The sequence below is a fragment of the Psychroflexus aestuariivivens genome (assembly GCF_004010055.1).
In the GTDB taxonomy this organism is placed as follows: Bacteria; Bacteroidota; Bacteroidia; order Flavobacteriales; family Flavobacteriaceae; genus Psychroflexus; species Psychroflexus aestuariivivens.
In genome coordinates this window covers 1-14,260 of sequence record NZ_RQVT01000015.1, presented here as the reverse complement: position 1 = coordinate 14,260, position 14,260 = coordinate 1, and the positions used below count along the sequence as shown (strand labels likewise).

Sequence of the window (14,260 nt, the reverse complement as noted above, 5' to 3'; positions counted from 1 at the left end):
ATTTTAGAATTTAAATCGCATCTGAGAAAACATTCTTGGCTATGGTTTCGTAGCGGAATGCTTCGGCAGAATTATTCATAAACCAAAAGTTAGCAAGCACACAGGAATTTCCGCTGCAATGAACTGTAGCGGTTGTTGCAGGTAGTTTTTTTAGAATTTTGATTCAATATGTTTTTTTAGTTTTCCCTTTTCTGTTGTTTTATTAATTTCTCCATATCAGAGTTTTTCCCAAGTTCTGATTTGTTATTTTCGTAAAATTCTATAGCATATTCAACTCCTGCTATTGCACAATTTACTTTATTGTCAGAATAATCATTTTCTAAACTATATTTTGTCCAACCACTCATAAAAGACATTAAGCAGTCAGCACATCCCAAGGGTACAATTCCAGAAACTAATTCTATAGAAACAGTTGGACTTCCGCTCATCCATTTAATAAGAAAAGCACTTTTCTCTTTTCTTGTTTGGCTATCTTTTTTTAATGGAGTGTTCATTATCCAATTAATATCTTCAATTACTTTTGATTCATATTTTGCATAATCTTCTTTTGTTTTTAACTGAATATTGTCATTATCTGAATGATTTGAGAATATTTCGTTCTCTAAATTCGGGTCAATATTTGCTCCGTTTTCTTTTGCTAATAAGAGATTTTCTTTCGCTTTTTCGGTATTTCCCGAATAATAATAAATCAATCCTGTTAAATAATATCCTTCATTCAGATAATGAGAATCTGTTTGTTTATAAATTTCAACTGTCTTTTCAGCATTTTTTAAAGCTAAATCAAATTTAGAAACCATCATATAAGAATTTGCCAATCCAAAATATCCCTCAGGATTATCAGGTGATAATTTTATAATTTCTTTGTATTCGTTTATTGCATTTTCGTACTCTTCCTTAATTCCATAAACAACAGCAATATTTTGATGCGCCATAATACCATTTGGATATAATTCTATTGATTTTTTATAATTAGAAATTGCTTTATCGTATTTGCCAATTCTTCGATATAATCTTCCTAAATTATCATAAGCTTCTACAAATTTAGGATCTTCTCTTAATGCTTCTAAATAATATTTTTCAGCATTTTGAAAGTCCTGTTTTTCTGAAAATTTTAAAGCCTTTTGAAAAAGAGCTTTAGCATTTTTGGATTTAGTTCCTTTATACATTCCTGTTTTAGTAGTAGAAATATTATTTTTAATTCCATCTTTTTGTACAGTATCTTTTTTAATTTCTTGTGCATAAATGATGGCTCCAATCATTAAAATTCCGATTGTTATTATTCCTTTTAATTTCATATTATTTTTAATTTTTTGTCAAAATTCTGATTAACGTAAAACATACTACTGAATATCAATTAGTTATATTCAATTAAAAAAACCTCATTTTAAACCCTAAATTTACTTAATTTTACGTTAGCCGAGGGACTAAAGTTTCTATGAGTTTATGGTGGATTGTGCCTAACGTTTAGTATATGAAAAGTAGGCGATTTCGAAGCACGAACTTTTGGGTTATAATAAAACTTAATTTTATACTTTTAATTTTGTTATAGCAACAAACCCGCTATTTTTTATATAGGTTGTTGTGAGTCGTTTTTATTCAGTTATAAGTTTAAAATTCATAGTATCCTTTATTTTTTTGTCAAGCTTAATTCCAATTTCAATATTTTTACCTACTTCAGTATTGTTGATACTTTTATTATCCTGCTGGATGTCTTCGATATTAGTTAAATAAACATTTGGAAAATGATTCTCAGATTTAACCAGTATTTTGGAATTTCTATTGATTAACTTTCCTTTTGTATTTAAACACAGGATTTGATTGCTAAAAACTTTTATAGATTCAATTTCATCATTGTTTTGCTCGTAAATTTTCATTAAATAATTGTCATTAATTAATTCAAATAATGCAGTAGAGTAGATATTCATAAAATCGATATACTCAAATAAAATTGTCTTATTTATCAATTGAATATTACTAACTCCGTGTGCAATATCATTTCTTAGATCACAAACGTGTTCTAAAGGTTGAAAAATAATAGAACTCTTTTTTGATGCGTAATCTGAGATATTATTTTTTAGATAAGTTTTTAAAGGATCATATTGTCTAACTAAACTAGATATGTTTTTTATTCCTATCTCTGAAAAATAAGTTTCTACAACTGATATTCTAAAATTTGCATTATGATTTTTAAAGGCATTTATATTAATCGTAGATGAATTTTCATTAATATTCTTATGTAATATTTCAATTACTTTTTCAGGTTTAATGTTTCGGTTTTTTCTGTAATCAAGTTTTTTAATAATCTCTAGAGTCTTGTTTACATTATTTTTTTGTATTTCTAGAGGAAGCAAATCATATGAATTGGTAATTAGACAAATTTCAGTTAAGTACTTAACCAAAAGTTGTTCTATAAAATTTTCGTAAGCTCCATAGATTGAAATTATATGTGAGTTAAAATCAAATTGTTTTATTTTTGATATGGTTAACGTATTAAAAACAGAATCTGGGTTAACTTTTTCAAGCTTTGATTGATTCTTATAACTCTTATTTTGAAAATCAACATAAAACTTAAGCAACTCCATTTCATTTTGAAATTCACTTAAAATATTATTCATTCAGAAAGGAATTTAAATAATCATTTAGAACATCAATTCTTTCCGTAACTTTAGTTTTGTTAGTGTCACGACCTTTAAAAGATTCAAACTTTTCTTTATGTAAATTTTCAATACCAGCAATTATACTTCCTTTTTTAGCCAAAATTTCTTCTTTCTTGTCTAGGTTATTTGCTAATACTTGCATTAATGGGTCATACAATATTTTCGTAGGTCTTTCGTAGTGAAACCATTTATCTTCCCTTTTTCTATGAAGCCAAAATGCTTTTTCTCCAAAAAGGTCAAATGCAAATTTCACAGTTTCATTGAATAATTCTTTTAAACTATTTAAAACACTTTCATCGAACTGTTCATTACCTTTTTTCAAGAACTCATCTAGAAAATATTCCATTGTATTTCCTTGCCATTGTTCAATCTGACGATATGCAAAAAACCTAAGTACAAGTTCAGCATCAGACATATCTTTAAAGTATTTATTATCAATTACCACTTGTCTAGCTTGGCCAGTTTCTAATTCAGTTTCATCAGGTTCTGGAATATTCCATAATTTGCAGAAATATTTGTTTCGCGAAAGACTAATTGTTAAGTAGTTTAAACCTCCAGGAAATAAGGCATTTCTTATTTCTTGAGCCTTTAATTTTTCTCCACCACTGTTAATTCTTTCAAAAACTAATTGCTTTAATCTGTTGGCTTCTGCTTCAGATTTTGCAGTTTCTTGTAATAATATTATTGAAGAAATATATCTTCTGTCAATTCCCTTTTTTATTTGTTCGGGTAACTTAGAGTATTTAAATCCGTTCAATTCTTTCCATTCGACTAAATCTTGTAACTCAAATTTATCTTCATAAAACTGAGAAATAGCTGTGAGTCTCTGTAATCCATCCATAACTTCATAAACAGAGTATTCTTTTTCATAAAGAAAGATTGGTGGAATAGGTACATTCATAATAAATGATTCTATCAATCTTGATTTTCGAATTGCATCCCATCTGTGTCTCCTTTGAAATTCAGGGTTTAGAATATAATCTTCACTATTTACCATATTAACAATAGTGCTTAATGGATAACGAGCTTGTTCAGTAATAATTCTTACTTCCCCTTTTTTATACTTTTCATTAATCTCTTCATTTGTCAACTTAACTTCATTTCCAACATTTTGTTCAGAGAGATTAACTTTTTCATTCTCGTATAATTCGTTACTCATATTACTTTTTATTTTTAATTTGTTCTGTTGTCAATTGGAGCATAATAACTTAACATCACCAAATATATATTATTTATATTTCTTAGTCGTATTTAAACGTTTGTAAACGGATAAATAAGTGATTGTTTCTCTTTATGTACTTATAAAAGTTTGTTTTTCTTCCTGATATACTTTTGTTTTAAACTAATCTCCAAGCATTTTTATTCAAAATATTTGAATAAAAAATAGTCTAAAGAAATAAGGATTTTATAAAAAAGCGGTAATAAAGACAACCAATATATACTGGATTCCGACTAAGTTTGAATTCAGTTAAAATGCTATATTTTGAGCTTAGTCAAAAAAAATACTTATTTTCCCGCCATGGTGAGATACATAAAAACCTTCTCTTAATTTTAAAACACTAAACACATGAAAATAATAATTAGCCTGTTTATTTTATTTCAGATATTGTCTACAGAAGCTCAAACACACAAAGATTCTATCATTGAATTTCAAAATCATTTGACTCAAGAATATAAAAATCCTGATAAATCACCACTTTCAAAAAAGGAAATAAAAAAATTTGAAGGACATGATTTTTTTCCCATTGACGAAAATTTCAAGGTAAAGGCTGAATTCGAAAAGATCCAAAACCCTACTCCTTTCTTAATGAAAACTTCATCGGAGCGGTTACCCACTTATGAAGTATTCGGGATTGCAATATTCGAAATTAATAATCAGAAATTTCAATTAAATATTTATCAAAGTCATAGATTGAGAGAAATAGAGGAGTATAAAAACGACTTATTTCTGCCGTTTACAGACTTAACAAACGGAGATCAAACCTATAGTGGTGGAAGATATATTGACTTAGAAATCCCAGATGGAAATTCAATAGTAATTGATTTCAATAAAGCTTACAATCCATATTGTGCTTATAGCCACAACTATTCTTGCCCTAAGCCGCCTGCAGAAAATGATTTGGACATAGAAATTAAAGCTGGGATAAAGCTTTGAAACTATGTGAGTAACTTCAATTGTTGAGAATTCAGCTAAATCCAAATCTACCTAGAATTGATTACTCCAAAATCTTGTTTTTGACATTCAAAAAACGATGAAATTGAGCTTACCAAAATCCTGGATAAAATTTATTTAATACAACTTAATGACAACAATAGTATATATTTGATAAAAAGAAAGAAATTTTAACCAATTCTAATTAAGCAATCTATGAAAATAAGACTATTAATAATCGTAATTATTGGGCTAACAATAGTTTCATGTCAATCCAATGAATCAGGATCTAATTTAGAATCTAAAATGTTTACTGATTCAATTTATAGCAAACATTTGGATGAGTATAGAAAGCACAATGTATATCTTCCAAAAGACTTTGACAAGACAGTCAAATATCCAATATTGTATAGAACCGATGGAAGCACAAAAATTGAAAATAGTTTTTACAAAAGAACCTTAGACTCTTTAATTGAAAATAAAATAATAAAGCCATTGATATTAATTTCAAGTCATTCAAATTCTAAAATTGCTGACAGCACAAGTGTTAAAAGAGGAAATGAAGATAAAGTATATTTACAATATCGGAATTTTGAATATATTAATGACCATGCAAGCACAAGCGAAGATTCTTTATTGAGAGATCGGTTTAAAAACCATATGTTGTATTTTAAAAATGAATTAATCCCAAAAGCAGAAAATGAGTTTAATCAAAAGTTAAATAAAGAAGACAGGTATTTTTATGGATTTTCGAATGGAGCAGGTTTTGGAATGAGTTTATTAAATGCCCATCCAAATACGATAGGAACTTACCTTTGCTTTTCAACATTCGGTGGAGATATAAAGACAAATGCTTGGAAAGAAGGTGTTGAATATCCTAAAGTTTATTTGGAGTACGGAAGCAAGGAACCTTCATTTTTAAAGAAAGATGCAGCGTTTTTAAGATCAAAGTTTGAAGAACTTGATTTGGAATTGAAAATTAATGAATTTGAAGGTGGACATGACTATAAAATGTGGCAAAAAAAGTTTACAGAAATTATTAGTGAAATTTTAGCAACTTAACATAATATGGCTAATATTTAGATATAAAATAAATATTCTAAATAGCACAAAAATTAATAAATAAAGAAAATTTACGATAGAATTATTTTTGCACTATTTATCATATTCAAAGATTATAGTCAAGATAATGTTGACTCAGTAACAAATTGAATCGGACTTGGAATTATAATCACTGGATTAAATTTATAGGAAAGTAAGAAATCGATTTTACAAGCTAATATCCACTAAGTTTTCATATGATTATGTATTTTATTTTGACATGGAAATAAACAAGTCCCCTACTCTCGATTAATAAAGACTTATACCGACACAACATAACACTCAATTCGGCATTTAATCTGAAATCGAAGTTCTAGGATTTTCTGAAAGTAAAATCAATAATCGAAAAATAATTATTAATTTTCTAGCAAGGATTTGATAAACAAGGCTGCTAGGTTAGAAAAAAACTGGATTAATGAATTTTAATGTAGATTTAAAAATTAAGTAGATGATAACAGGACAAACATTAATTGAATTAGGATTCAAGCCCTCCAAATGGTTTGGAGAAGTAATTGAGTACGCAAATCGAAATAATTTGAAAGGCGACAGCTTGGTTGATTATATCAACTCCGTCCGTCCAAAAATTATTCAACCGTACGAAAAACCACTGAACTATTTTAAAAATATTAGAGCTGAATCTGAAGACGAAAATTCAAATGTAGAACAAGTCATTCAAACAATGGATGAGTTAATGAAAACCCCAACTATTGTAAAAGGAGCAGTAATGCCTGATGCTTGTCCTACTGGTGGAAAAGGACAAATACCAGTTGGCGGTATTGTAGCAACTAGGAATGCAATTCACCCAGCAATGCATAGTGCTGATATTTGTTGTTCAGTAATGATGACTAATTTTGGTATGATTGATCCTAAAAAAGCCTTGGATATCGCACAATCAATAACTCATTTTGGAGGAGGTGGTCGAGATGATTTTTTTGATTTAGATAAAGAACTTCTCGAAAGAATAAAAGATAATAAGTTCCTTAATAATGAAAAAAGCTTGAACCTTGCAAAAAGTCATTTAGGAACTCAAGGCGATGGAAATCATTTTCTATTTATAGGAAATTCTAAAAACACAGGCGAAACAATAATGGTTACTCATCACGGAAGTCGTGGATTTGGAGCTATCTTATATTCAACAGGAATGAAACTGGCTGAATATTTTAGAAAAGAAATATCGCCAAAAACCTTAGCAAAAAATGCTTGGATTCCTTATGATACAGAAGAAGGCAAAATTTATTGGGAAGCACTTCAAATTATCAGAGATTGGACAAAACTCAATCACACTGTAATTCATGATGCAACATATCAAAAATTAAATACTGAACCGGTAAACAGATTTTGGAATGAACACAATTTTGTTTTCAAAGACGAAGATTTGTTTTATCACGCAAAAGGAGCAACACCTTTAGATGATAAATTTGTCCCAGATTCGCAAGATGGACTAAGGTTAATTCCACTAAATATGAGTGAACCTGTCTTGATTGCTAAAGGCGAAACTACTGAAAACAATCTTGGATTTGCACCACATGGCGCAGGGAGAAATACAAGTAGAACGCAACATAAAAAAAGTAAAACAGGAAAAACAAAAGAAGCAATTTTTGCAGAAGAAACAAAAGGCTTGGATATAAGGTTTTTTTCTGAACACATCGACATTTCAGAACTTCCGAGTGCTTACAAAAATGCTCAAAATGTTCAGGAACAAATGAAAGCGTTTAATTTAGGAAATGTCATTGATGAAATTTTACCTTACGGTTGCATAATGGCTGGAGATTGGGACATTGATGCACCATGGAAAGTTAAAGCAAGAAAAAAGCGAGAACAAAAACTAAAGCAAAAAAAGACACTAAATGACAACAGACAGAAGTAATTTTTGTTAACTATTGAATAATAGATCTAAATTGTAGCACATTATAAAAATGAACTCAGTAACGAAAATAAATCTTTCAAACCTTAAAAGTTGTAATCAGGTTTGGACTGATATGCGTGAAAATGAACGAGGACGATTATGCCAAAAATGTCAGAATACCGTAATTGATTTTAGAAATAAAAGTGATTCAGAGGTTGCAGAAATTCATTTATTTACAGAAGGTAAAGTTTGTGGATAATATAATAAAAAGCAAATAAAAGTTCCGAATAAAAAGCAAAAACCAAAGAGAATAAATTTGTTAAATGGTATCTATATTGGACTTTTTAGCTTGCTATCTTTAGAAGGTTTTGGACAAAGCGAAAAGGTTAATGCTGTTCCAACTGAACAAACTGAAAAAGATTTTGATAATAATACAAAACAAAAAATTGATAAGAATAACAATACGAAAAAAAGAGTTCAAAAAGATAGTATTTATATAAAAGGAACATTAACAGATCAAGATGGTTTGCCTCAAGTTGGCGCAAATGTTATAATTAAAGGTACTCAAATAGGAACTTCAACCGATTTTGATGGAAATTATAGGCTTAATGTTACAAAACCGCTTGATTCTTTAGGCAAAATAACTTTGAGTTACTTTCATATTGGATTTGAAACTAAAGAAATAACAATAGATTCAGATTTAATCAAACATAAAGAAAATAGAGAAATAAACGTTTCACTCTTTCAAGGAGAAGTGACTGAATTTATCGTTATAGAAAAAACGCCATTACATAAAAGAATATGGAACGGTATAAAAAACATTTTTAAGGAATAAAATAACGCGATACAACACAACATAAAACTCAATTCGGCATTTAATCTGAAATCGAAGTTCTAGGATTTTCTGAAAGTAAAAACCAATAATCACAACTTCCTTCAATGAATTTATATATCAAAGCATTCGATACTAAATCGAAGGTTTGAGGGAAAAATTTCAAATAGCTTATTATACATAGACTGATAAAGCTACTTTGGTTAATTAATAATTGAAATCCACAAGCTTCCCAAAACAAGTTATTGCGTACACCTCTTCTATCTAATTTTGTTAATAAAAGTTAAAATAGTACCTTGTTATACAAAGTACTGTAACATAAATAGAACTTGAACGTCTTTTAAGTATAACAACATAAAACATTAATCATGAGAACATTAAATTCAAATCAGTTAACACAAAGATCAGAAGAAACAAAAGGCTATGCATGGAATTCAAAAAGACGTTACAGGTCAAATCTCTATTCCTAAATAGTTAAAAGTTAAGATGGCAGAGACATTAAACCATTAAAACTAAGCACCAAATAAAAAAGAGAAATCAAAATCTATTGTTTGGAATTAAATAAAGTGGGTTATGAAATAAGTTGAAAATTACTAACCATAAAAATGAATGAAAATGCGCAAAAAATTAAATATTAAAATTAGACATTGTGTTGAAGCTAATATTTGTAAAAAAATACTGAACCCTAGTTTTCGAAATTACAAAACCGGAAATATATCAGGTCTAGAATCAAATTAAAAAATTAGTTTAAACAAAAACCTTTTCTTAAAAGACACTATTCCGTGTAAAATATAACCTGAATTCACCAGGGTCGGACTTACATTAAAGTCTGACCTTTTTTCTTAGATCGTTAAAGACTGATTTTGAAAAACATAACAGTTCCTTGAATGTAAGGTTTATTTTTTGGTCAATTCGATTCAGTACTTCTGGGCTGAATTTTCAATATCTTCTTGAAATATATTGACAAAGGTTAGCCAATAATTTTATAGACTAAATTTTCAGAACAAATTATTCTTTATTTTTTCGTAATTGAATTTGAAGTGATTTTAAGCCTTAATTTGATCTTTCTGATATATTCGATTAGAGGATTTTCAATTTAAAATTGTACTAAATTTCTTAAAATAATCAATTGACTCTAGTTCCAGCATTATTAAAGTATTTTACAATTTCAAATCTAAATATAGCTAGTAGAATGTAGAATTCTAGAATGTGGATTAAATCCATTTATTAAGTATTTACTTCAGTCAAGCTAAGTGTATGGTTAAAGTATAGGTGTGTTAGTTTATTAATTTCAGAATAATAGTTTTTGTATAGTTTGTATAACATTGATGTTACAAATGCCTCTAAATTTTTAAATTATATTGCGGAAAATTTAAAAATTATGACTTATAATTATCAAAATACCATCAAGGTATTGTTATTATTACTAATGTTTGCTTTTTGCCCACAAATTAATGCACAATTCACACCAGTTGGTGATGGGGGATATACTACTGTATTTCCAGGAACTGACCAAGCAGGCAGAAACGATTTTCCATCTGGAACCCCACAAATAATCGGAAACGCATTAGGAAAACCAGTCCCTACAAATGATTGGTGGTCTAAATTAATTAAAGAAAACCATGTGAGTAATTTATTCAATTACCCAATGGCAATGCGAACGATTAACGAAGGTTTGGTTGTCAGTTATATAGTTCCGACTTCAACTCCCAATGGAAGTACTCAGCCTATAGACGACGCATTGCCAATTGTAGTTGGTGTATCAAATTTAAACGCTACCCAAGCAACAGTTTCAGATTATACAGACTGGACAGTCACGATGAATTGGTCGAATGCTAATCATTCTTTGGAAGCAACGAGCGGAATAGCGATGCCTTTTATTTACTTCAACAAAAATTCAAATGATGTTGCTGAAATTGAAATCAATGAAGGGAATGTCACTATTAATAATGAAATGATTACAATTACAGACTCTCACCAAGGTTCAGACTTTGCAATTTACGCACCAACAGGAAGCACTTGGACTCAGTCTGGAAACACTTATACATCAACGTTAAACGGAGAAAATTATTGGTCTATGGCTTACCTGCCCACATCATCGACCAATGTTTCAACTTTAGCAAATGAGTATAAAAAATATGCCTATGTTTTTCCAAGCAATACCACTACATCCTGGAATTACGATGAAAGTTCATCAAAACTTACGACAGAATTCAATGTGGAAACTGATGTGAAAGAAGGATCTGAAACAAACGTCTTGTTAGGACTTTTACCACATCAGTGGGATTATTTAGCCCCAGGTTCTGCTCAACCAGACGGATACACATTTAGCTCAATTAGAGGAGAAATTAAAACATTAGATGGCAATACTTTTTCTGTAGAAAACACCTTTAAGGGGATTTTGCCTACACTACCCTATGTTGATAATTATAGCGATAGTTTTAATCCTGTATTGATGAATGAAAAAATTTCACAGATTGAAAACGATGGATTGGCAACATGGACTGACACCTATAACGAAGGTCAAATGATGAATCGGTTAATACAAACAGGTCGTATTGCTGATGAATCTGGAGATATAGTTGCCAGAAATAAAATAGTTTCCACCATCAAAGAACGTTTAGAAGATTGGCTTACGGCAGAGTCTGGTGAAGTAGCTTTTCTTTTTTATTATAATGATACTTGGACTTCAATGCTGGGTTATCCCGCAGGTCATGGTCAAGATAGCAACCTAAATGACCATCATTTCCATTGGGGTTATTTCATTCATGCAGCTTCATTTATAGAACAGTTTGAACCTGGTTGGTCTAATCAGTACGGAGAAATGATTAACACTCTAATAAGAGATGCTGCAAATACAGATCGGAATGATCCACTTTTTCCTTATTTAAGAAATTTCAGTCCATATGCTGGACACAGTTGGGCTAATGGTTTCGCAACTTTCCCATTTGGTAATGACCAGGAGTCAACTTCAGAAAGCATGCAGTTTGCTTCTTCATTGATTCATTGGGGAGCAATTACTGAAAATGATGATATCAGAGATTTAGGAATTTATATTTATACTACAGAACAAACAGCCGTAGAAGAATATTGGTTTGATGTTAATGAACGAACTTTTAAACCAGGTTATGGATATAGTGTAGCTTCAAGAATTTGGGGAAATGGTTATGATAACCAAACTTTTTGGACTTCTGATATTGCGGCGGCTTATGGTATTGAACTTTATCCAATCCATGGAGGTTCTCTGTATTTAGGTCATAATGTTCAATATGCAGAATCACTGTGGAATGAGATTTCAGTCAACACAGGAATACTAAATAATGAAGCAAATCCTAACCTCTGGCATGACACTTACTGGAAATATCTTTCATTTACAGATCCACAAGCAGCAATTGATTTGTATGATTCCTATCCAGAACGCGGGCTTAAATTTGGGATTTCGGATGCACAAACTTACCATTGGCTTCATTCTATGAATGCATTAGGAACTGTAAATACAAATGTAACTGCGGATTATCCAATTGCAGCTTCATTTGTGTTAGGTGATGAAACTACTTATGTGGCTCATAATTATTCAGATTCACCAATTTCCGTAAATTTCTCAGACGGTTATATCTTAAATGTTCCAGCCAACGAAATGGTGACTAGTAAAGATGTAGAAGTTTCTGGAGTTTTATCTGCAGACTTTTATCAGGCTTTTCCAAATGGAAGTGTAAACCTAACAGCCACAGTGGAAGGGAATGGCATAACTAAGGTTGAATTTTTCGATGGTGAAACCTCTTTAGGTGAAGATAACTCAGCTCCCTATGAAATGACAGCGAATAATCTTACTTTAGGAATTCATAATATGTATGCAAAAGTATTTGTAGGAGATCAATTTAATGTCACTAATATCATCGAAATTCAAGTTGGTGAACAAGTCCCATTTTTAGGAGAAGCTTTTCAAATACCGGGAACGATTCAAGCTGGAAATTATGATGCCTTTGAAGGTGGAATTGGTCAAAATATTTCTTATTTCGATTCATCACAAAACAATGAAGGAGATTACAGAACTAATGAATATGTGGATGCTGCACAAATCACACAAGAAGGACCAACTGTAGGCTGGATAGCTTCTGGAGAATGGTTAGAGTATACTATAGATGTCGACGATTCAGGGAATTATGATGTAAATCTAAGGTACTCATCAGGAAACCCAAACGGTGGTGGTCCATTTCATTTTGAAATTGATGGAAATATTGTTAGTCCAGATTTTACATTACCAACTACAAGCGACTGGGATAGCTGGCAGGATATCACATTTAATAATGTTCAACTGACAGAGGGAGAGCATATTCTTCGTCTGGCTGTAACGAATGGAGAATTCAATTTAGGTGAAATGACTTTTACGTATGCTAGCGAACTTGATTTTGTTCCACCAATTGCAAATGCTGGACAAAATGTAGTTGTTGTTTTACCCGCTACCACCACAAGTCTGGATGGCTCTGCAAGCTTTGACCCCGAGGGAGAAAGTATTACCTTTTCCTGGGAGCAATTATACGGACCTTCAACCATTTCTTTTGATGACAATACAGCGATGTTACCAAATGTTTCTGGTTTACTAGAAGGTGTATATAAGGTTGAATTAACCGTAAGTGATGGAACTTTTACCGCAACAGATGAAGTTTTGATTTTAGTTTCAGATACTGGTAACACAAATCCTGCAGTATCGATAACATCTCCAACAAATGGAGCCACATTTGTGCAAGGACAAACCATTAATATAAATGCAACAGCAACTGATTTGGATGGTACGGTAGATTTAGTAGAATTCTATGATGGTTCAACTAAAATCGGAGAAGATACAACTCCTCCTTTCTCTTTTGATTATGAATCGCCAGAGGTTGGTGTACACGATCTTACTGTAGTAGCAACCGACGACATGTCGGGACAGACAACTTCACAAATCTTCTCAATTACTGTCGCTGGAGTTGTATCATGTTCAGAAATTTCTGATGAAGCACAACAGGGTTCATTTTCTACTGGTTATGAAGCTACATTTGAAACAGTCGGTAACACTGTTACAATTACATTCGAGATGTTGGACACAGATAAAGAAGGAGTAGTAGCATATCTTTGGGAACAAACTCCTTTTTCTGAAGTACAAATGGATAATGTCGGTGGTTTAACATTCTCAAAAACCATAAACGGACAGACAGACGGTACTACGCTTAGCTATGCTTGCAAATTTGCCTTTGCTGGTGGATTGGCTGTAACTGAGTATATTTCATATACAGTTGGAGATAATTGTGAAACCACAAAAGTTGTAAAAACTGACTTCAATGATAACATCAAAATATACCCAAATCCCGCATCAACTACATTGCACTTTGAATCTAAAATTGTACCAATCACCAAAATAGAGTTGTACAGCGTCTTAGGTAACAAAGTATTGGAGTGTGAAGAAAACTGTGATCAGATCAATGTTGAAAAACTATCAAGTGGATTATACTTGGTAAAGGTTTTTAGCAAATCTCAATCAGTCGTAAAAAAATTAATTATAGAATAAACTAAATTTATTAGAAGTTAAGAAAAAGCGGCTAACTCAAATTAGCCGCTTTTTTATGGTTTTTATTTGAAATATATAGCGATAAAGAAACACTTGTCCTAAAAAAATTCTACTTAATCAGAAT

9 protein-coding genes are annotated in these 14,260 nt (G+C 30.8%); 6 read left to right on the top strand and 3 right to left on the bottom strand.

Features of this window, described 5'->3' with window-relative positions:
• Positions 1–176: 176 nt before the first annotated feature.
• The 3 genes from EIG86_RS02535 to EIG86_RS02525 form a co-directional block, all read right to left on the bottom strand.
• Positions 177–1,295: a tetratricopeptide repeat protein gene (locus EIG86_RS02535; RefSeq protein ID WP_127844580.1), complete on the bottom strand. Its 1,119-nt coding sequence runs from the start codon at positions 1,293–1,295 to the stop codon at positions 177–179.
• Between the two features lie 297 nt (positions 1,296–1,592).
• Entirely contained in the window at positions 1,593–2,615 is a 1,023-nt protein-coding gene (locus EIG86_RS02530; RefSeq protein WP_127844579.1) for a HEPN domain-containing protein, read from the bottom strand.
• Positions 2,608–3,816 carry a DUF262 domain-containing protein gene (locus EIG86_RS02525; RefSeq protein WP_127844578.1) on the bottom strand — a complete coding sequence of 403 codons (1,209 nt, stop codon included), beginning with the start codon at positions 3,814–3,816 and terminating at the stop codon, positions 2,608–2,610. Before EIG86_RS02525 ends, EIG86_RS02530 begins: the two co-directional genes overlap by 8 nt.
• A 408-nt stretch (positions 3,817–4,224) precedes the next feature.
• Between EIG86_RS02525 and EIG86_RS02520 the strand changes: the two genes are divergently transcribed.
• The 6 genes from EIG86_RS02520 (at position 4,225) to EIG86_RS02495 (ending at position 14,136) form a co-directional block, all read left to right on the top strand.
• Positions 4,225–4,812 (top strand): DUF1684 domain-containing protein, encoded by a 588-nt coding sequence (locus EIG86_RS02520; RefSeq protein ID WP_127844577.1) that lies wholly within the window; start codon positions 4,225–4,227, stop codon positions 4,810–4,812.
• Between the two features lie 213 nt (positions 4,813–5,025).
• On the top strand, positions 5,026–5,871 hold the full coding sequence (locus tag EIG86_RS02515) for an alpha/beta hydrolase (RefSeq protein WP_127844576.1): 846 nt from the start codon (positions 5,026–5,028) through the stop codon (positions 5,869–5,871).
• 487 nt (positions 5,872–6,358) lie between these two features.
• A complete protein-coding gene (locus tag EIG86_RS02510) occupies positions 6,359–7,777 on the top strand; it encodes an RtcB family protein (protein ID WP_127844575.1) in 1,419 nt (472 codons plus the stop codon).
• 49 nt (positions 7,778–7,826) lie between these two features.
• Complete coding sequence (locus EIG86_RS02505; RefSeq protein WP_127844574.1) at positions 7,827–8,015, top strand: hypothetical protein; 189 nt, start codon at positions 7,827–7,829, stop codon at positions 8,013–8,015.
• Between the two features lie 57 nt (positions 8,016–8,072).
• Positions 8,073–8,591, top strand: coding sequence for a carboxypeptidase-like regulatory domain-containing protein (locus EIG86_RS02500; RefSeq protein ID WP_205030452.1), 519 nt, complete (start codon positions 8,073–8,075; stop codon positions 8,589–8,591).
• Positions 8,592–9,969: 1,378 nt separating this feature from the next.
• Entirely contained in the window at positions 9,970–14,136 is a 4,167-nt protein-coding gene (locus EIG86_RS02495) for a glycosyl hydrolase (protein WP_127844572.1), read from the top strand.
• The last annotated feature ends 124 nt before the right edge of the window (positions 14,137–14,260 follow it).